Raw genomic sequence first — 18,818 nt, forward strand, 5'->3', positions numbered from 1 at the left:
TTGCTCATGGTCGTGCAACTGCTTAGCAGCGCCGCCACGGCGGCCGCGCCCCCGGCGATGATAAACCGCGTCATCGGATACCCTCTTGCGCCCCAAGCTTGACTATCGCCCCACGTCCGCCTCTCGCGCAAGCGGCCGGTCGTGCTAGGGAGCCCCGGTGTCCGACCCTGACCTGATCGACGACGAAGACCCGTCCCCCGCTTCCGCTCCTGCCGAGGTGTTGGAGGCCCGCATCGACGCGTCCGGCGTCCGCCTGGACAAGGCCCTGGCCGAGGCCTTCCCCACCCTGTCGCGCGCCCGTCTCCAGGCCCTGCTGGCCGAAGGCGCCGTCACCCGCGACGGTGCGATCCTAACCGGTGGTTCGGCCAAGGCCCAGCCCGGCCTCTATGTCGTCACCCTGCCGCCCGTCGCGCCCGCCACGCCCCAGCCGCAGGCCATCCCCCTGACCGTCCTCTACGAGGACGCCGACCTGATCGTCATCGACAAGCCCGCAGGCATGGCCGCCCATCCGGCGCCCGGCACGCCCGACGGCACACTGGTCAACGCCCTGCTGGCCCACTGCGGCGACAGCCTGTCGGGCATCGGCGGCGTCGCCCGCCCCGGCATCGTCCACCGGCTGGACAAGGACACCTCCGGCGTCATGGTCGCCGCCAAGACCGACCGCGCCCACCAGGGCCTGTCGGCCCTGTTCGCCACCCACGACATCGAGCGTACCTACATCGCCCTGACACGCGGCGCCCCGTCGCCGTCCAGGGCCCGGATCGTGACCCGCATCGGCCGCTCCACCGGCGACCGCAAGAAGATGGCCGTGCTCAAGGCCGGCGGCCGTGAAGCTATCACCGACTATGTCGTTCAAGCGACCTTCGGAGAACCGGCTAGGGCCGGCGGCGCCCCCATGGCCGCCCGCGTCGCCTGCACCCTGCACACCGGCCGCACCCACCAGATCCGCGTCCACCTGTCGGCCAAGGGCTCGCCCATACTCGGCGACGCGACCTATGGCTCGGGCAGCCCCGCAATCCCCGTCCGCGCCGCCATCGCTGAGGCGGAGTTGTCGCGCCAAGCGCTCCACGCCGCCGTCCTCGGCTTCGTCCATCCCGTCACCGGCGAACAGATGCGCTTCGAAACCGCACCTCCGACTGATATGCTGCGCCTCGAAGCCCTGCTGTCCGAACTCTGAGACTCGCCATGCTCGATCCCGAAATCCACGACAACGCCGCGCTGAAACGCTACGAACTGCCCGTCGATGGCGAGGTGGCGATCGTCACATACAACCTCTCCCCGCCCAATCTGATGATCACCGAAACCCTGGTCCCGGAACGGCTTGAGGGCCAAGGGATCGCCAGTCGCCTGGCCAAGCACGTGCTGGCCGACGCCAAGGCCCGCGACCTGCTGATCCTGCCGGTCTGCCCCTTCTTCTCCGCCTATCTTCAGAAACACCCCGAACACGCCGAGGCGGTTCACCCGACCTATCGCGGCATCCTGGGAATCTAGGATCCGGCGCCGAACACCCCGGCCATGGCCATGACGAACAGGCCCACGATGGCGACGGCCGACACGCACGCGGCGACCGCCCCCACAGCGAGGACGACAATCAAGACCTGTTCGCGCACGCTCTTTTTCATTGTCGCGTTTTAGACTCCCAGCTTGTCTTTCGTCCAACGCGCACGTCTTGAATAGCAACTGTCCAAGTTCTATATAGTCTTCTGAACGGCGCGAGTGGCGCCAGGGTCACGGTCACGCTTTCGTGTGACCATCCGCCTCTAAAAATGGCGGCAACCCATCGCTACTTCACCGGTTGAGGGGTGAGACTTCGGAGCACGCACCGTGGCCGATGACGAAGAGCCCGCTCGTTTAGACGGTCGGAGGGACCTGTATATGGCTGCCAATAGTACGCTCGCGGTGATGTCGCCTGAACAAGGCCTGTCGCGTTATCTGACGGAAATCCGCAAGTTTCCGATGCTGACCAAGGACGAGGAGTTCATGCTGGCGAAGCGCTGGTCTGAGCACCAGGACGCCGAGAGCGCCCACCGTCTCGTGACCTCGCACCTTCGTCTCGTGGCCAAGATCGCCATGGGCTATCGCGGCTACGGCCTGCCGATCGGCGAAGTGATCTCCGAGGGCAATGTCGGCCTGATGCAGGCCGTCAAGAAATTCGACCCGGACAAGGGCTTCCGCCTGGCGACCTACGCCATGTGGTGGATCCGGGCCTCGATCCAGGAATACATCCTGCGCAGCTGGTCGCTCGTGAAGATGGGCACCACCGCCGCGCAGAAGAAACTGTTCTTCAACCTGCGCAAGGCCAAGAGCCAGATCTCGGCCTTCGAGGAAGGCGACCTGCACCCCGAACACCTCGCCGCCATCGCCACGAAGCTGGGCGTCAGCGAGGAAGAGGTCACCAACATGAACCGCCGTCTCGGCGGCGACGCCTCGCTGAACGCGCCCCTGCGCGCCGACGGTGAAAGCGAGTGGCAGGACTGGCTCGCCGACGACACGGCTGTTTCCCAGGAAACCCAACTCGCCGAAGACGAGGAAAAGGGCATCCGCATGAGCCTTCTTCAGGAAGCCATGGAAGAGCTGACCGACCGCGAGAAGCACATCCTCACGGAGCGCCGCCTCAAGGACGATCCGGTGACCCTGGAAGAACTCGCCGGCCAATACGGCGTGTCGCGCGAACGCGTGCGCCAGATCGAGGTCCGCGCCTTCGAGAAACTGCAAAAGGCCATGCGCGCCGCCGCCGAAGAGCGGAATCTCGTCGACGCCTGATCGAGCCTGACCTGTCGCGCTCTATCGGCGCGACAGGCCTCTATCGGTTCAGGACGCCCGCGCCATCGGGGCCGCTTGCTCTGCAGCCTTCGCCGCCGCGACTACGGCGCCGATCGGCTGGGCCAGCCCGACCTTGGTCACCTGACCACCGGCCAGATAGGCCTGCAGCGTCGCCACGACCATCGCCAGCTTTGCGTCCGCCGTCTTGATCGCCAGCCCGTTCAGCGTTTCCGCCTGCTGTCGAATGGCGCGCGTCGCTTGCGACGGATCCTGATCGAACTGCGCCAATGCTGAAATCAGGATGCGGATCGCCTGATCCTTCACCTCGGCCGGCCCACCGCCGCCCAAACCGTCGCTGCGCCGCTTGCGCGCGCCCGAGTATTCGCCCGAGTTGAACCGCCGCCGATCCGGCCCGACATAGCCGACCGCCTCGATCCAGGGCCTGGGCTTCAACGCCACGTTCTCGACCCGCTTGAACAGGTCGCCAGTCGTGAAGGGCTTTCTCAGAAACTCGTGGATGCCGGAATCGCGCGCGCCTTTGATGGCGGCGGCTGTCGCCTCGCCCGTCACCATGATGATAGGCGACATTCGGCACGCCATGCTCGACCGGCGTATCCGCCGCGCCAGCGTCTCGCCGTTCAGCGCCTCACCGGACCGCTCGGTGAAGATCACGCCCGGCTCGACGTCGCGCAGCAGCTCCAGCGCCCGCTCCTCGTCGGTCTCGGCATAGACCTCGCGCGCGCCCATCCCCTTCATGATGTCCGTCAGCAGTCGTGCGGACGACAGGTTGGGATCGACGATCACCACCCGCCTGACGGCGGGTTCGATGCGGCTCAAGGTTCTGGCGTTTGCGGCGAACACGTCCGTCTCCCGTTTGGAGCCGTTATCCTTACCGCGCGCTGGTTAAAGCCTGTTGAATCAAGGAAACCGCCGCCTCAGCCCTGGAAGGGGTCCCGCATCAAAATCGTGTCGTCGCGCTCGGGGCTGGTGGACAGCAGGGCCACCGGCGCGCCGATCAGCTCCTCGATCCGCCGCACATATTTGATGGCGTTGGCGTTGATGTCCTTGAAGCTGCGAACCCCGGCTGTGCTCTCGCTCCAGCCTTCCAGCTCTTCGAACACCGGCTCGGCCGCCGCCTGGGCCTTCAGACTGGACGGCAGATAGTCCAGCACCTCGCCATCGACCTTGTAGCCGACGCAGATCTTCAGCGTCTTCAGCCCGTCCAGCACGTCCAGCTTGGTCAGGGCGATGCCGTCGATGCCGTTGATCGCCACCGACTGGCGCACCAGCACGGCGTCGAACCAGCCGCAGCGCCGCGCCCGCCCCGTATTCACCCCGACCTCGCGGCCGACAGTCGCCAGATGCTGGCCGACCTCATCGTCCAGCTCGCAGGCGAACGGACCCTCGCCCACGCGGGTCGTATAGGCCTTCACGATGCCGAGCACATAGCCGACGCCGCGCGGCCCGATGCCCGACCCCGCCGCCGCCTGACCCGCTACGGTGTTCGAACTGGTGACATAAGGATAGGTGCCGTGGTCCACGTCCAGGAAGGCGCCCTGCGCCCCCTCGAACAGCACGCGCTTGCCGTCCTTTTGCGCCTGGTCCAGCACCCGCCACGCCGGCTTCACATAGGGCAGGATCTTCGGCGCGATCTCCAACAGCGACGCCAGCAGCGCCTCCGGGTCGATCGGCTCCAGCCCCAGCCCGGCGCGCAGCGGATCATGGTGTGAGCGCAGACGCTCGATCTTGACCTTCAGGTCGTCTTCATTGGCCAGGTCACAGACCCGGATGGCGCGACGCCCCACCTTGTCCTCATAGGCCGGGCCGATCCCCCGCCCCGTCGTGCCGATCTTGGCGCCCGGGGCACTCGCCGCCGCCTCGCGCGCCACGTCCAGCGCCGGATGGATGGGCAGGATAAGGCAGGCGTTGTCCGCGATGGTCAGGATCTCAGGGCTGATGGCCACGCCTTGAACCTGGATCTTCTCGATTTCGCCGACCAGATGCCAGGGATCGACGACCACGCCGTTGCCGATGATCGACGGCTTGCCCTGCACGACGCCGCTGGGCAGCAGCGCCAGCTTGTAGACCTTGCCGTCCACGACCAGCGTATGGCCCGCATTGTGACCGCCTTGGAACCGCACGACCATGTCGGCGCGGTTGGACAGCCAGTCCACGATCTTGCCCTTGCCCTCGTCGCCCCACTGGGCGCCGACCACCGCTACGTTCGCCAAGGTCCGTACTCCGCCTAGCGTTCTCCTTGGAGAACGCGTCAAAACCAGCAGGCGCCGCGTCATCGCGGCGATCTGAATGCGGGCGCAGCCTATAGCGGGGGAATCATCCGATGTCGTCCCAGAAGTCGGATTTATCCGATCTCCGAGACCGCCGTTTCGAACGCCCATTCCAGCCAAGGCGTCGCCGCCATCACATCGGTCGTCTCGACCGTGCAACCGCACCACAGCCTAAGCCCAGGCGGTGCGTTACGATGCGGCTCCATGTCGAACACCGCCGCCTCGCCTTCCAGCAGGGCCTTGAACCGCACGACGAAGGCTTTCTGCGCCTTGGGGTCCAGCGCAGCGATCCGCGCATCGGTGAACTTCAGGCAGACCGATGTCGTCGATCGGATTTCCTGCCGATCCGGCAGGAAGGCGATCCAGTCCGTCCGCTCAACCCACTTCGCCAATGCCGCATAGTTGGCGTCCGTGCGCCGGATCAGCTCCGTCAGGCCGCCGATGCCCTTCGCCCAGTCCAGGGCGTCGATCCAGTCCTCGATGGTCAGGATAGAGAAGGTGTTGATCGCCACCCCGTCCGCCAACGCCCGGTCGAACCGACCCTTGCCGTCCGTCAACCGCAGCAGCTTGGGGATCGCCCGATCAGGCCGATACCCATCCAGCCGCGCCACCGCGCGCGGCGACAGCATCATCACGCCGATGCCCGCCTCGCCGCCCAGCGCCTTCTGGAAGCTGAAGGTCACGACATCCAGCTTGTCGAACGGCAAGGGCATGGCGAAGGCGGCCGAGGTCGCGTCGCAGATGGCCAGCCCCTCGCGATCGTCGGAAATCCAGTCGGCGTCCGGCACGCGCACGCCCGAGGTCGTGCCGTTCCACGGAAACACCACGTCCTTGGACCAGTCCGCTTTACTCAGATCCGGCAGTTCGCCCCACGGCGCCGTCAGCGCCTCGGGCTCCAGGCCCAGATGATCCTTCACGTCCGCCAGCCAGGTCAGGCCGAAATTCTCGAACGCCACGACCTGCACCGGCCGGTGCCCCAGCATGCCCCACAGCGCCGCCTCTACCGCGCCCGTGTCCGACCCCGGCGTGTAGAGCATCACATGGCTCTCGGGGACTTCCAGCACCTCGCGCGTCAGTCGCAGGCCATGCGCAAACCGCTCCACCACTTCCGGCGCGCGGATGCCCCGCCCCAACAAATCCGTCGGCAATCCGCCCAACGCATACCCAGGCCGTTTTGCAGTCGGCCCTGCCGAAAACCACGGCCGCGCCGGCTTCACATCAGGCTTCGCGGTCATAATCTCAACGTCCCGGCGTATAGGGCCGCTTGGCCCGCCATTCCTCGGCGAACTTGGTCAGGGCCTCGTCAGGCTCGTCCGGCAGCGTCACCACCAGCCGCGCCAGCAGATCCCCGCGCTTGCCTGCCGCATAGGCCCCGCGCGCCTTCAGCCGCAGAATCTTGCCCGAGTTCGACCCCGCCGGGATCGTCATCTGCACCACGCCCTCGGGCGTCGGTACGCGCACCTTGGCGCCCAGCACCGCGTCGGGCACCGACACCGGCAGATCCATGGTCAGGTCCGCCCCATCGCGCTTGTAGATCGGATGCGTCTCGATCCTCAGCTCGATCAGGGCGTCGCCGTTCTCGGCCCCGCGCCCCGGCGAACCCTGTCCGCGCAGGCGGATGGTCTGGCCTTCCGACGCCCCCTTGGGAATGGTCACGTCCAGCGTGCGGCCGTCCGAGAACTGGATCCGCCGCGTAGCCCCCGCGATGGCGTCTTCCAGACTGATGTCCAGCGTCGCCTTCACGTCCTGGCCGCGCGAGGTGAAGTCCCGCGCGCCGCGCTGACGCCCCGCCCCGCCGAACATGCCGAACAGGTCGTCCAGATCGACGCCTTCGAAGTTCGCGCGACCGCCCGGTCCGCCGCCGAAACCGCCGCCCGCGCCGCCCTGGCCGAACGGACTGCCGCCGGCGCGACCGCCTCCGCCGAAGCCGCGATATTGTTCGTTGCCGTCATTGTCGATCTGGCCGGCGTCGTATTTGGCCCGCTTCTCGGCATCGCCCAGGATGTCGAAGGCCGCCGTCACCCGCTTGAACTTGTCCTCGGTGATCTTGTCGCCGGGGTTCTTGTCGGGGTGCAGCTCCTTGGCGAGCTTGCGATACGCCTTCTTGACCTCGTCCGCGCTCGCGCCCTTCGAAACGCCCAGTTCCTTGTAGGGGTCGCCTGCCACGTGCGTTGTCGCTCCAACTGAAAAGATCGAGAGGCCGTCAGTTAAGCCATGCCCCGCCCCACGCAAAGGGCCGGACCCGTCATTTGCTCAGATCAGCCCGATTTCCGCCTCCACCTCTGCCTCTGGGCCCCACCCAAACCCCTCGCCCCACTGCGCCACGGCGATCCGCGCCGTCGCCGTCACGCCCTCGGGAAAGTCCGCGGCCAAGGCAGCCGCCGGATAGAAGGCGGACAAACTCTCCGCCTCCATCGTCCGAACCCCGACCCCGCCGTCCAGCACCCGCACACGGAACCGCACCGGATCGACCGCCGCAGGCTCCCCGTCCCAACCATCGCCGAACAGCCGCACACGCGACGTCCACCGGATCGTCAGCCCGTCCCCCTCCGCAGCGATGACCATTCCACACGGCGACCACGGCCGGTCATGCACGCCCCTCGACTGAAATACCGTCTCGGTGAACCCCGTCCCGCCCGGCGCTGCGCCCGCAGGCCCCGCGCGACAGACCAGCGGCAGGCCCCGCCCCCCCCGCCCGATCTCCGCCCGCGCCAGCCGGTCGTCCAGGAACACCACGACCGATCCCGCCCCGGCGCCGGCCCGCATCTCGACCTCGGTCCCCTGCTGTCCGCGCAACAGACCCTCCAGCCGCCACGTCCCCGGCCCGATGAGCACAGCCGACCGATACTGCACGATCTCCCAGCCCGCCGCCGTCTCGACCGCCAGCGCATTGCCGCCGCCCAGCACCGCCGCCGCGACCGCGCTCTCGGGCGCCGCCCCCTCGACCCGCACCACGACCGCATGGACCTCGTCCCAGCGATGCCGCACCCCTGGCCCCAACGCCTCGACCAGCACCTCGACCGTCGCCGGCGTCTCCACATCGCCTCGCGCCGTCAGCGTCTCGGCCGACGCCCCCGCATGCAGCCGCATCGTCCGCCAGGGTTCCGCCGCCACAGCCACGACCGGCCGCGCATCTTCCTCACGCCCCATTAACGGCGGCAAATCCATCACTCTAAGGAACGGCGCCCCGACCACCGCCGGCGTCTCGCCGCCGCGCCAGACGCCATCGTCCTCGACGACCCGCCGCGCGCGCAGAGGCTCCAGCACCGCCGACGGCGTCTCGTCCGCCGTCGTCCGCATCACGCGCCAGGCGCCCGCCGCGCCTTCCAGACACACCCCGTCCCCCGGCTCCATCCGCAAAGCCTCCAGCGGCCCCAGCGCCAGGGTCTTCGCCTCCACGCCGTCCCCGATCAGCGCCCGCTCCGCCGCTGCTCTCGCCAGCCCGCCGCCGCACACCAGCGGCAGGTCCAGATCCACCCCGCCGCCGGTCGCCGCTGCATCGTCCGACCGCACGACCACCGCGCCGGTCTGATAATCCGCCGTCTCGTCGATGAACCGCACCCGCGCCTCGCCCGCCCTCGGCTCCAGCGTCCGCGTCGTCGCCTCCGCCGCACCGGTCTCAGGCAAGGCCAGCGCCTCGCCCGCGATCTCCACCACCACCTCCACACGCCCCAGCACGGCGACCCGCCCGTCCCGCTCTGCCGCCACGGCGTCGAACGCCGCCAGCAGCGGCTCCAGCGCATCGCGCGTCCGCATCGGCCGGTCGATCACATAGCCGGCCGCCGCCCCCTCGACGCCCTCGACCGACATCTCTGACGGCGACAACCCGCCGCGCGCCAGCACCGCTTCGATCAGGTCACGCCCGTCCCCCGCCAGCCGCCCGTTCAGCCAATGCCCGGCCCGCCACGCGCCGGCGTCCGCCCAGACATCCCCCCTTGCTGGGAACGCCGGATACGGCCGCGCGTCCCAGCACCAGGCGTCCGCCCCCGCCAGCATCCGCCCGCCATAGATTGCCGATGCGGGATTGTTCTCCGGGTCCGTATAGTGCCCCAGCACCGCCTCCAGCGACGCCCGCTGCACCGCATCGTCGCGCGCGCCCGTCGATCCAGGCGGCAGATGGCTCTCGGTACTCTTGGGGTCCTGGAACAGGTTCGGCGCATTGCCGCCCCGGTCCACCGCCGCACAGCCGAACTCCGACAGCCGCACCGGCTTCATGCCGGGAACCCAGGCCGTCGGCGTCGGCGCCCTCACCCCGCCCGGCCGGTCATGGTGCCGGTTCGACCACCAGCCCTTCAGGTCCTTGGGCCGAAACACCCAGTCCTCGCCATATGCCCCATCAATGATGGGCGTCCGCACCTGCGCCGTCCGATCCGCCTCATCCGTATAGTACCAGTCGAACCCGTCCCCGCCCGCGACGCCCGCCGCCAGATAGGCCGGGTCCGCCGCCCCGTCGAACGTCGCCGCGTCCACGCCGCCGTCGTCCTCTCGCCAGTCCGTCAGCGGCGGATACCAGTCGATGGACACATGATCGATGTTCGTATCGGCCCACAGCGGATCGAGATGGAACACGACCTCCCCTCCCGCTTGCCGCCCGAAATACTCGCTCCAGTCCGCCGCATAGGACAGGGCCACGCCCGACCCGACCACCGCCCGGCATTCCGCCGCCAGCGTCCTGAACTGTTCGACCGCCGGAAAGCCCCCGGCCGCATCCCGCGTCCAGGTCACGCCCCGCATCTCCGAACCGATCAACAGCCCGTCCGCCCCCTCCTCGGCCGCGATCCGGGCATAGTGCAGCGCCATTCGCCGTAGACCCCAATCCTCGGCCCCGCCGAACAGGGCCGCGATCTCCGCCGTCGCCCCCGCTCCGTCCACGCCCGCCACCCGTCCGCGCCACGGATAACCGGGGCAGTCCATGAAGACGAACGGATACAGGGTCACCTCCAGCCCCCGCGCCTTCAGCTCGCGGATCGCCTGACGCACGCTCTCGTCCGACGGCGTCCCGCCATAGGCCGGCGCCCCATCGATCTGACTGACCTGATAGGCGTCTTCGCGCGCCACCCCCGCCACGGACCAGGCCATCGGCTCCGTCGGCTTGTCCCGCCGCTCCACCCCCGGTCGCACGTGGCATTCCCCGGCCCTCAGATCGCTGCCGAACCAACCGACCACCAGACTGACCCGTTTCAGCTCCGGCAGCTGCGCCTGCAGCTGGTCCAGCGACACCAAGAGGTCCGCCCGACCCTCGCCGTTGTGCACATTCTCAGGCCGTGTCCGCGTCAGCCCCTCGCGTCGCACCACCGCCTCGGTCGCCAGGGCGAACTCCCCTGCGCCGGGGATCAGACACACCCCCTCAAGCATATCCTCCAGCCGCGCCTTCTGCCCGCGCGGCCGCCGAAACACTTCGAAACTCAGCTGCGGAACCCGGTCCCCGAACGGTCCCAGCGGCAAGTCCTCGAACACCACATAGGCCGTGCCGCGATAGGCCGGCGCCGCCCCTTCCACCGCCTCGATCAGAGGATCCGGCATCTGGTCCTCGCCCCCGCGATGCACCCGCATCACGACGCCGGTCATGTCCATCAGCCGCCCATCGGCCCAGACCCGCCCAACGCCGTCGATCTGCCCCTCGCACAGCGCCACCGCGAAACTCAGCGAATAGACATAGTCGACAGTCTTCGGCCCGCCCTTGCCCGCCCGCCCCTTGGACTTGCCTTCCAGGAACCGCGCCGCCCAGATCACCTGACCCGTCACCCGCGCCCGTCCAAAGACGCAGGCCATCGGCGACCCCTCCGCCGTCCCCTGCACCTTCAGCGTCTCCAGCCGCGGCCCCACCTGCCGCGCCGGCGCCAGCGACCCGACCACGCGATTGTCGATCGCCCGCCCGAGGGTCGAGCCGATCACCCGCCCGATACCGCCGCCGACCTGCTGGCCCACAGCGCTCAACACAACCTGAGCCAATCAACCCTCCTTCGGAAACCGAAACGCGGCGACCAGCCGTCGCCGCCACCACACGCCCATCCAGCTCTCGACCACCGCCCGCCCCCAATAGGCGTGGATCATCCTCAGCTCCGGCCCGCCGATGTCGCTCAGGATGGCGCAATGCTTCACCGCCACCCCCGGCGACATCCGAAACAGCAGCACGTCCCCCGCCCGCATCTCATCGACCGCGACCGGCCTCAGCCACCGCCCCGCCGCCTCCAGCAGCGTCTCGCGCCCGCCCGTCTCGGCCCAGTCCGCCGAATAGGCCGGCAAGACCTCCGGCTCCTCGCCTGCCACCTCGCGCCACACCCCGCGCACCAGCCCCAGACAATCCGCGCCCACGCCCTTCACGCTGGCCTGATGCCGATAAGGCGTGCCGAGCCAGGTTCGAGCGGCAGCGACCGCACAGCCCTCTCCCTCCCCCCGCGGGGGAGGGTGGTCGAGCCGCAGGCGAGACCGGGTGGGGGCGGCCAGGCGACCCGCGCCCACTCTCCCTGCCGTCCCCACCCCGTCATCGCTACGCGCTAACGCCCCTCCCCCGCAGGGGGAGGGAGAGTTCTTCATCGCCCCGCCCCTCACCGCCGACTCCCGCCGTCGTTCCGCGCGCTTCCCGCCGGATAGGCCGTCAGGAAGTCGTCCCCCGGCACATCCGGGAACCCGCGAAAGTTCGCCCCATTGCCGAACGTCCCGACGCAGGTCTCCCACCGCTTGTCGCAGACCCGCCCCGCCGCCTCCGCGACCCCGCACCTCTGGTCCCCCAGCCGCGCATCGCACATCCGCCCATAGGTCCGCCCGACCACCCGCTCCAGCTTCGCCAGCGGCCCCTCCAATTCGGCAAGGAACACGCCCCCTTCCCGTCGAATCCGCGCCAGCGTCCCCGCCCACAACCGCACCCTCAGATCCGGCCGCGCCCAATCCACCCGCCAAAGCTCGACCGTCGCGGCATCGAACAGACCCGCCGCCACATCCGCTTCGCTGATGGCCTCGTCATCCAGCGCCCCCGCCGCCGAGACCGATCCCGCCGCCAGCCCCACGGCGCTCTCGCCCGCCCCCGCCGTCCAGCCGCTCGCGGCCCGACACACGACCCCGTCCACCACCAGGTTCCGGTCATGATCGGTGAACCCCATCACCGTCCCGTCCGCCCGCTCCAGCCGCCAAACATGACACAGCGTCGTCGCCCCGCTCTCGATACGGGCGGCCATTTCTTCCGGTATGTCCCGCATGGTTCAGACCCGAACCTCGATGAGCGGCACCGCCGCCATCCGTCCGGCCTCGAAGCTCTCCAGCGTCGTCTCGATCCGGTCCGAGTCGAACCGCACCGGCGTGTCGAACTGAAAGCCAGCCGTCACCACCACGCCCGCCCCCGGCGCGCTGGCCAGCGTCACCGCCCCCGTCGTCTCATCCACCGTGAAATCCGCGACCTCGACGCCCCCGACCGCCACTCGCACCGACCCCTCGACCGGCTTGCTGACAGGCCGCTCCACATCGCCGTATCGCTTCACCAGATCGAACGTGGTCCGCGCCCCATCCCCCACGCCCAGCACCTGATCCTCCGCCGAGATCACCCCGCCCGGCGCGCACGACTTGAAGTCGGCGAAGTCCTTGAACCGGAACCCGTACAGGCGCCCCCGCCGCGCCTCGAAGAAGGCGACCAGCTCGGCCATGTCGTCCAGCGATCTCAGGTTGGCCCCAATCAGATACCGCCTGCGACCCAGCGCCCAGGGCGTCGACCGCCGCTCGAACCCCGAAGCCAGGGTCGTGATCTCGGTCCGACGCTCCACCCCGCCGGTCGAGCCGAACGCCAGCCGCGCGGGCAGGCGCACCTCATGAAAGGCGCCCATGATCACTCTCCTGTTGTGCAAAGCCGCGCGCCCGGTCCAAACCCTTGGCGGCGGCGCTTCGGCCGCGCCTTTTCAGGTCCACGGCATTGCGCGGCGAAATTCTCAGCTACGATCCCATGACCGGCGACGGCCTGATCAGCGGCGACGATCTTCAGCGTTACGCCTTCACCTCGACCACTGCCGGTCTCGAACCGGGCCGCCGCGTCGATTTCGTCGTTCAGGACGACCGCGCGCTCAGCCTGATGGTGCTGCGCGACAGCCCCTTGCCGCCTGCCGTCTACGCGCCGGAACCCGACCTCGGGCTGTGGGGCTATTTCGTCCGCTGCGTCACCGACCGATACGTCGACGGCATGGGCCGGGCCCGGCGCAAGGAATACTGGTCGTTCGCCCTGTTCCAGTTCCTGATCCTGATGCTCGCCTTCATGCCGATCATCGGCCTGGCCATCGCCGACGCCGAGATGGGCTATGACATGGAGGCCTGGGGCGTCGCCTGGATCTGCATCGTCGCCCTGATCTATTTCGCTCTCATGATTCCCTATGTCGCCGTCGCCATCCGCCGCTTTCACGATGTCGGCCTCAGCGGCTGGCTGATCCTGATCGGCCTCGTGCCCTACGTCGGCGGCCTGTTCGTGTTCATCGTCAGCCTGTTGCCCTCGCAGCTGGGCGTGAACATCCACGGCGCGCCCCCCAAGGGCCTGGGCCAAATCGCGACTTGAGAGAAATTCTCAGGAACCGTTCGCCAAGCTTGACCTTTCAGTCTTGTCCGGCGCACGTCGTCCGGCGAAGTTCGCAAACTGCCGCTCGGCGGCGACAACCCAGGAGACTTCCGTGCGCGGTGAAATTCTCAGCTACGACGCCACGACCGGCGCCGGCCTGATCAGCGGCGACGACGGCGCCCGTTACGACTTCACCTCGGCCGCGCTTCAGTCGCCGGCCTTGCCCGCCGCCGGCGTCCGCGTGGACTTCGTGCCTGAAGGCGCCGTCGCCACCCAGATCCTGATCCTCGCCGGCGCTGCGACCACCACCGGCGTCGCCGGCGGTTACGCCGCTTCGGCCTCCTCAGCCGCCGTCGGCGCGCCCGGTTCGGGCTTCGACTTCCAGTCCGCCATGCTGTCCTTCAATGGACGCCTGCGCCGCTCGCACTTCTGGATCGGCTTCTTGATCATCTTCGGCGCCAGTTTGGTGCTGGGCTGGATTCCCTTCTTGGGCGGGCTGATCTCTCTGGCTCTGATCTGGCCCAACCTCGCCATTTCGGTGAAGCGTCTGCACGACATGGGCAAGAGCGGCTGGCTGGTCGCCATCCCCTGGGCGATCTCCACGATACTGGTCATCACCGGCTTCGTGATGATGTTCGCCGGCATCGCCGCCAGCGGCATGGATGAGAGCTACTACGAGGATAACCCGATGGCCGCGCTGTCCATCATGGGTCCGGCCTTCGGCGCCTTCACCATCGCCACACTCGTCAACCTGGCCTTCCTGCTTTGGATCGGCATCACGGATAGCCAGAAGGGTGAAAATCGCTTCGGCCCGAACCCCAAGGGCGAATGATCCAGCGAGGGTGAATCGTGACGGGTGAAGGGTGAGTGGAGGCGACGCATCGCCGCTCTGCTCGCCGTCGCTCACGATTCACCCGTCACGCCTCACATCCGCCGCGCGCCCAGACTGACGGCCCTCGCCATCATCTGGGCGATCTGAGCCTCGGACCTCAGCAGGCCCGGCGCGCCCCCGTCCACCGCCACATTGACCGTCACCCCGCCGCCGCCGGAAACCGGCCCGATCTCGCCGCCCGCCGCCGGCCGGAACACCTCCGGCCCGCGTTCTCCGACCAGATAGGCCCCGCCGCCCAGCACCGGCCCGCCGTCCGCCCGCGCCCCGCCGAAGCTGGACATCGCCGCCTGGATCGCGCCGCTCAGCCCTCCGCCGTTAGAGCCCGCCGCCGCATTGACCGCGTTCAGCACCGCCCGCGCCAGTTCGGCCAGCGACACCTCCCCGTCCGCCGCCGCCCGCGCCAGCGACCGCGTCAGGCTGTCGCCCGCACGCCCGAACGCCTCCTCGATGGCGTCAGCCGCGTCCTGCGCCGGCGCCTTCAGCGCCTCCAGCGCCGCCCCGGCCTCCGCTGCTCTCAACGCGACCTGATCGATCCCGCCCGGCCCAAACTCATCCGCCATCCGGCCAACCCTCCATCAATCGCGCCAGCCCCTCGCGCCCGAGCGGCGCCGTGCCGCGCGGCGTTTGCGTCAACATCCGCCACTCCTTCAGCGACAGCCGCCAGAACGCCTCCGGCGCCACGCCCATCGCGGCCGCCAGCCTCAGCATCTCGCCCCAGGGCGTCACCTTGCAGCCGCCGCAAACGCCTGCGCCACCGCGACCGCCGCCTCGCGCGGATCGACCGCCGCCACGTCCGGCTCAGTCTCCCCGCCCCCGCGCAACACCGCCGCCAGCACCACCATCAGATCCCTCGCCGACAGCGCCTTCATCCGCTCCGCCACCGCCGCCAGCCCATCGACGCCCAGCCGCCACCGCTTCGCCGCCTGATCGAAGAAGGCCTCGCGCACCAGCGCATCCGACGCCGCATCGCGAAAGATGCCCTGCCCCGACACCGCCGCCGACTTGACCCCCGCCCCCGCCAGCAGCTCGCGCCACCGCCCGGCGCTGTCGCCGTCGGTCGCATCCACCGTCTTCGCGTTCAGCGAGATCGTCCGCGCCCTCAACCCCGCCACCGTCGTGAACACGCCCGGCGCGCCCTCGATCTTCAGCAGCATGTCCTTGCCGGCCTGTGCCGTCATCTCTGTCTCTCCCTCTGGTCGTGAATCGTGAGTCGTGACGCGTGATCGCGTGCCGGCCGGCGTCGTCGTCACTCACGACTCACGGGTCACCACTCACGTCTTCCGTCACCGCCCTCAGCCGCACTACCGCATAGGTCCGCCGCCCGTCACCCGCCCGAAACACATCCGCGAACGTCGCCCTCAGCGTCGCCGTCCTCACACCGTCGGCCTCCAGCACCGCCTCGTGCAGACACGCCCGCACCGCCGCCGCCACCGCCTTGGCCTCCTCCGATCCTGCGAACCGCGACACGCCCGTCAGCGTCAGCCTCTGCTCGACCCCGCCCCCGTCCGCCGCCACCGGCCGGCTCTCGCACCGCCCGATCACCAGGTGCGGAAACGCGGCCTCATCCGGCGACCCGATAGCGGCGAAATCGAACACCCGCCCGCCCAGCAGGGCCGCGACCGCCGCATCGCCCTTCAGCGCCACCAGCACCGCCTTCTGCAGCGCGCTTTCATGATCCTTCATCGCACCCGCTCCAGATCCAGCGTCACCCGCCCCGGACGCCCGCTGTCCATCGCCACGATCCGCCAGTCCGCCCCGCCGAACCGCAGCACCCGCCCGACCGCCAGCCTCGGATCCGCCCGCGCCTCCGCGCCCATCGTCTCGACCGCCCGTCTCTGATCGCCCTCGCCGCGTTCGGTCCGCCTGCGCGCCCCGCACTTCAGCCAGGCCGACCCCACCGCCTCGAACGTCACGCTGCTCCCGCCATACGGCGTCTCGGCCTCCACCGGCTGAAACAGCCCCGCGAGAACTCTCACAACCGCACCACGCGATAGGGCGCGATCCAGCCCTCGACCGGCTCCACCGCCACCGGCTCCCCCCGTTCATAAGCCCGCAGCACCAGCATCAGGATCGCCAGCCGCAACGGCGCCGGCGAGGTGGATGTCAGGCCCAGCCCCACATCCCCCTCGACCTTCGCCTGCGCCGCCTCGATCAAGGTCTGGATCAGCCCGTCCTCGGCCTCATGCTCGACCCTCAGAAACAGCTTCGCCTCCGCCACCGTCACCGGCTGCGCCATGGCAATCTCCATTGTCAGAAATCACGTCTCCTCCCCATGCAATGGGGAGGGGGACCACGAAGTGGTGGAGGGGCTCTTGAAGTCCCACAGGCGTCTGTGAGGCGTCGAAGAGCCCCTCCGTCACGGCGCAAAGACGCGCCGCGCCACCTCCCCGTCGCTGCGCGACAGGGAGGAGACGATCAGCTCACATCAGCTAACGCTGAACTTCATCACCTTGATCGCATCGAAGTTCTGCACCCCACCGCCAACCCGCTTGGTCGTGTAGAACAGCACATAGGGCTTGGCCGAATAGGGATCGCGCAACACCCGCACCCCCGCCCGATCCACGATCAGATACCCCCGCTGAAAGTCGCCGAACGCGATCGACAGACTGTTCGCCGCCACATCCGGCATGGTCTCGATCTCGGTGACCGGATAGCCCAGCAGCGACGCCGTCTCGCCCAGCCGCGTCGCCGGCTGCCAGATATAGTTGCCGTCCGCATCCTTGAACTTGCGCACGGCCGAGACCGTCTTGCGGTTCATCACGAAGCGCCCGTTCGGCCGGTACTGGGCCTTGGGCGCATAGACCAGGTCGATCAGCCGGTCCGCCGGACTGGTCGGGGCGAACCCGCCCGCCGCGCCCGACGCGACATAGCCGATCTGACCCCAGCCCTGGCCCGCATCCGCAACGGTGGGATAGGTCAGGAAACCCTTGGGCTTGTTCACCCCGTCGCCGCCTACGAAGGCCTGGGTCTCCTGCGCCGCAAAGGCGTCCTCGACCTCGGCCGCCAGCCATTCGTCCAGATCGACCATGGCGTCGTCCAGCAACGCCTGGGTCGCCGCCGGATTGGCGTACAGATCGGCCGACGGGAACTCCAGCAGGGCCAAGGTCGCCGGGTCCGTCTCCGGCCGCGCCGCCGTCTCCGCCACCCAGCCGCAAGCCACCCCGGCCGTCGACACCGGCTTTCTGAACACGCCCGCCGCCACCGTGCGCACCGTGGCGATCTCGCGCATCGGAGAGGCCGCCATCAGCCGACGCTCGATGGCCCGCTCGGTCTCATACGGCACGACATAGCCGCCCGAAGTCGCCCCGCCCGACAGCCCCGCCTTGACCTCCAGCGCGCCCGACTGACCGGTCTTCAGATAGCCGTCCCACGCCGCCTTCGCCTCCGGCGCAGACGCTGGCTCCACGGGCTCGCCCCCGATAACCGGACGCCGGCTCTGGCTCATCACCCGATCCAGTCGTGCCTGAGCCGCCGCCACCGCCTGATCGATCCGCGCCACCTTCTCCTCCAGCAGCACATCGGCCGCCGCCTTCTTCTCGATCTCGCCCAGGCGGGCGTCGTTCGCCCCTTTGAACGCCTCGAACGCCGCCATCATCTCATGCACGACAGCGCGCGCCTCGGGAGTGCCCGAAGCCTGTTTGGTCTCTTTCATGGTGTCTCCGGTTGAAGAACCGCCTGTTGCGGTTAGGGTCGAGGCGTGACCGACACGACCTCGAAATTATTAGACGGCCTGCAGCGCTTCTGGCTGCTCAAGCTCGCCTGGGTAGCGGCGCCGCTGGCGCCGCTCTTCCTCATCGCCTTGGTCAAACATTATGTAGGCCCGATCTCGGGTTGGCTTTCTGCGCTTCCGTTTTTGTTGTCGTGCGCAGGCCTTGCTACCTATTGGGCCCTCGGGATGATCGGCCGTCGACAGAAGCGAGCCCGCATTCGCGGCCTGTCTCCGTTGCAACGCGTGCAAATGTCCGACGAAACCGATGTGGTTTCACTCCGCGAAACTCTTCGCATCGCCGACAATCCGCCAGTCGAAACTCTGCCGCGTTACGTGCAGGTGGCGGTCGCCTTCTGGGGCGCGCCCCTGCCCAAGCCTCTTTCGCAAACGCCGCTGGTGTTAAGCCTCTTTGTCTATGTTCTGTTGGCCGCCATGATTTTCATTGATGATCCGATGGGCGAACTCTCGCGCCGTCTGGACATGCCGCCCTTGCCCTACTGGCCCGTATTCGCATTCCTCGCTCTATCGCTTGTCGTCTTGCTTCTGCTCGGCCGACTGAATCAGATGCACCGCCACTACGTCGCCGAGGCCTCGACTTCCGGCCGCCATCCCTTCCCCGCCCTGTGACGCCCGCCT

The 18,818-nt window shown here is 68.7% G+C and carries 21 protein-coding genes and 1 pseudogene; 6 read left to right on the forward strand and 16 right to left on the reverse strand.

The features are described 5' to 3' along the window. Nucleotides 1-157 precede the first annotated feature (157 nt). The gene (locus EGY25_RS02300) at nt 158-1,177 is read left to right on the forward strand and encodes an RluA family pseudouridine synthase (RefSeq protein WP_135193454.1); all 1,020 of its coding nucleotides are present in this window, start codon (nt 158-160) and stop codon (nt 1,175-1,177) included. 8 nt (nt 1,178-1,185) lie between these two features. Beyond that, complete coding sequence (locus EGY25_RS02305) at nt 1,186-1,491, forward strand: GNAT family N-acetyltransferase (protein WP_135193455.1); 306 nt, start codon at nt 1,186-1,188, stop codon at nt 1,489-1,491. On the opposite strand, the gene EGY25_RS16835 is transcribed toward EGY25_RS02305, so the two are convergent. After that, a complete protein-coding gene (locus tag EGY25_RS16835) occupies nt 1,488-1,622 on the reverse strand; it encodes a hypothetical protein (RefSeq protein ID WP_280643902.1) in 135 nt (44 codons plus the stop codon). The two genes, EGY25_RS02305 and EGY25_RS16835, sit on opposite strands and share 4 nt — an antisense overlap. 253 nt (nt 1,623-1,875) lie before the next feature. Between EGY25_RS16835 and rpoH the strand changes: the two genes are divergently transcribed. Beyond that, nucleotides 1,876-2,763, forward strand: a complete 888-nt coding sequence (gene rpoH, locus EGY25_RS02310; protein ID WP_135193456.1) for an RNA polymerase sigma factor RpoH — start codon at nt 1,876-1,878, stop codon at nt 2,761-2,763. A 48-nt stretch (nt 2,764-2,811) separates the two neighbouring features. Here rpoH and EGY25_RS02315 read toward each other — a convergent pair whose 3' ends face one another. From EGY25_RS02315 to EGY25_RS02350, 8 genes are all read right to left on the reverse strand, one after another. Then, a complete protein-coding gene (locus EGY25_RS02315; RefSeq protein WP_135193457.1) occupies nt 2,812-3,624 on the reverse strand; it encodes a response regulator in 813 nt (270 codons plus the stop codon). A 74-nt stretch (nt 3,625-3,698) separates the two neighbouring features. Then, complete coding sequence (locus tag EGY25_RS02320; RefSeq protein WP_135193458.1) at nt 3,699-4,994, reverse strand: adenylosuccinate synthase; 1,296 nt, start codon at nt 4,992-4,994, stop codon at nt 3,699-3,701. Nucleotides 4,995-5,125: 131 nt separating this feature from the next. Next, nucleotides 5,126-6,286, reverse strand: coding sequence for a phosphoserine transaminase (locus EGY25_RS02325; protein WP_135193459.1), 1,161 nt, complete (start codon nt 6,284-6,286; stop codon nt 5,126-5,128). Nucleotides 6,287-6,290: 4 nt separating this feature from the next. Beyond that, nucleotides 6,291-7,217 (reverse strand): DnaJ C-terminal domain-containing protein, encoded by a 927-nt coding sequence (locus EGY25_RS02330; RefSeq protein WP_135193460.1) that lies wholly within the window; start codon nt 7,215-7,217, stop codon nt 6,291-6,293. Between the two features lie 87 nt (nt 7,218-7,304). Continuing rightward, nucleotides 7,305-11,003 carry a baseplate multidomain protein megatron gene (locus tag EGY25_RS02335; protein WP_135193461.1) on the reverse strand — a complete coding sequence of 1,233 codons (3,699 nt, stop codon included), beginning with the start codon at nt 11,001-11,003 and terminating at the stop codon, nt 7,305-7,307. Then, entirely contained in the window at nt 11,004-11,474 is a 471-nt protein-coding gene (locus tag EGY25_RS02340) for an NlpC/P60 family protein (protein ID WP_209307981.1), read from the reverse strand. A 125-nt stretch (nt 11,475-11,599) separates the two neighbouring features. Next, nucleotides 11,600-12,247: a baseplate hub protein gene (locus EGY25_RS02345; protein WP_135193463.1), complete on the reverse strand. Its 648-nt coding sequence runs from the start codon at nt 12,245-12,247 to the stop codon at nt 11,600-11,602. A gap of 3 nt (nt 12,248-12,250) precedes the next feature. Further along, a complete protein-coding gene (locus EGY25_RS02350; RefSeq protein ID WP_135193464.1) occupies nt 12,251-12,865 on the reverse strand; it encodes a DUF2460 domain-containing protein in 615 nt (204 codons plus the stop codon). 86 nt (nt 12,866-12,951) lie between these two features. Between EGY25_RS02350 and EGY25_RS02355 the strand changes: the two genes are divergently transcribed. Next, a complete protein-coding gene (locus EGY25_RS02355) occupies nt 12,952-13,581 on the forward strand; it encodes a DUF805 domain-containing protein (protein ID WP_135193465.1) in 630 nt (209 codons plus the stop codon). Nucleotides 13,582-13,693: 112 nt separating this feature from the next. After that, a complete protein-coding gene (locus tag EGY25_RS02360; RefSeq protein ID WP_135193466.1) occupies nt 13,694-14,413 on the forward strand; it encodes a DUF805 domain-containing protein in 720 nt (239 codons plus the stop codon). A 92-nt stretch (nt 14,414-14,505) separates the two neighbouring features. Here EGY25_RS02360 and EGY25_RS02365 read toward each other — a convergent pair whose 3' ends face one another. From EGY25_RS02365 to EGY25_RS02395, 7 genes and pseudogenes are all read right to left on the reverse strand, one after another. Next, nucleotides 14,506-15,033 (reverse strand): phage tail tape measure protein, encoded by a 528-nt coding sequence (locus EGY25_RS02365; protein ID WP_135193467.1) that lies wholly within the window; start codon nt 15,031-15,033, stop codon nt 14,506-14,508. Then, complete coding sequence (locus tag EGY25_RS02370; RefSeq protein ID WP_245159306.1) at nt 15,023-15,199, reverse strand: phage tail assembly chaperone; 177 nt, start codon at nt 15,197-15,199, stop codon at nt 15,023-15,025. Before EGY25_RS02370 ends, EGY25_RS02365 begins: the two co-directional genes overlap by 11 nt. A 176-nt stretch (nt 15,200-15,375) precedes the next feature. Continuing rightward, a pseudogene (locus EGY25_RS16720) lies at nt 15,376-15,651 on the reverse strand (phage major tail protein, TP901-1 family); the annotation flags it as partial. Nucleotides 15,652-15,730: 79 nt separating this feature from the next. Beyond that, nucleotides 15,731-16,156 carry a DUF3168 domain-containing protein gene (locus tag EGY25_RS02380; protein WP_135193468.1) on the reverse strand — a complete coding sequence of 142 codons (426 nt, stop codon included), beginning with the start codon at nt 16,154-16,156 and terminating at the stop codon, nt 15,731-15,733. Then, a complete protein-coding gene (locus EGY25_RS02385; RefSeq protein ID WP_135193469.1) occupies nt 16,153-16,449 on the reverse strand; it encodes a phage head-tail adapter protein in 297 nt (98 codons plus the stop codon). Before EGY25_RS02385 ends, EGY25_RS02380 begins: the two co-directional genes overlap by 4 nt. Next, entirely contained in the window at nt 16,446-16,709 is a 264-nt protein-coding gene (locus EGY25_RS02390; protein ID WP_135193470.1) for a head-tail connector protein, read from the reverse strand. Before EGY25_RS02390 ends, EGY25_RS02385 begins: the two co-directional genes overlap by 4 nt. A 189-nt stretch (nt 16,710-16,898) precedes the next feature. Next, nucleotides 16,899-18,125, reverse strand: a complete 1,227-nt coding sequence (locus EGY25_RS02395; RefSeq protein ID WP_135193471.1) for a phage major capsid protein — start codon at nt 18,123-18,125, stop codon at nt 16,899-16,901. Between the two features lie 45 nt (nt 18,126-18,170). On the opposite strand from EGY25_RS02395, the gene EGY25_RS02400 reads away from it, so the two are divergent. Beyond that, nucleotides 18,171-18,809, forward strand: a complete 639-nt coding sequence (locus tag EGY25_RS02400) for a hypothetical protein (protein WP_135193472.1) — start codon at nt 18,171-18,173, stop codon at nt 18,807-18,809. Nucleotides 18,810-18,818: the final 9 nt, after the last annotated feature.

It is taken from the genome of Brevundimonas intermedia (assembly GCF_004614235.1).
Taxonomy (GTDB): Bacteria; Pseudomonadota; Alphaproteobacteria; order Caulobacterales; family Caulobacteraceae; genus Brevundimonas; species Brevundimonas intermedia_A.

What these genes read in the sequence shown, in the direction of transcription:
- EGY25_RS02395 (WP_135193471.1), bottom strand. Translation starts at nt 18,125, where the DNA reads ATGAAAGAGACCAAACAGGCTTCGGGCACTCCCGAGGCGCGCGCTGTC.
- EGY25_RS02365 (WP_135193467.1), bottom strand. Translation starts at nt 15,033, where the DNA reads ATGGCGGATGAGTTTGGGCCGGGCGGGATCGATCAGGTCGCGTTGAGA.
- EGY25_RS02345 (WP_135193463.1), bottom strand. Translation starts at nt 12,247, where the DNA reads ATGCGGGACATACCGGAAGAAATGGCCGCCCGTATCGAGAGCGGGGCG.
- EGY25_RS02380 (WP_135193468.1), bottom strand. Translation starts at nt 16,156, where the DNA reads ATGAAGGATCATGAAAGCGCGCTGCAGAAGGCGGTGCTGGTGGCGCTG.
- EGY25_RS02305 (WP_135193455.1), top strand. Translation starts at nt 1,186, where the DNA reads ATGCTCGATCCCGAAATCCACGACAACGCCGCGCTGAAACGCTACGAA.
- EGY25_RS02325 (WP_135193459.1), bottom strand. Translation starts at nt 6,286, where the DNA reads ATGACCGCGAAGCCTGATGTGAAGCCGGCGCGGCCGTGGTTTTCGGCA.
- EGY25_RS02350 (WP_135193464.1), bottom strand. Translation starts at nt 12,865, where the DNA reads ATGGGCGCCTTTCATGAGGTGCGCCTGCCCGCGCGGCTGGCGTTCGGC.
- EGY25_RS02390 (WP_135193470.1), bottom strand. Translation starts at nt 16,709, where the DNA reads ATGGCGCAGCCGGTGACGGTGGCGGAGGCGAAGCTGTTTCTGAGGGTC.
- rpoH (WP_135193456.1), top strand. Translation starts at nt 1,876, where the DNA reads ATGGCTGCCAATAGTACGCTCGCGGTGATGTCGCCTGAACAAGGCCTG.
- EGY25_RS16835 (WP_280643902.1), bottom strand. Translation starts at nt 1,622, where the DNA reads ATGAAAAAGAGCGTGCGCGAACAGGTCTTGATTGTCGTCCTCGCTGTG.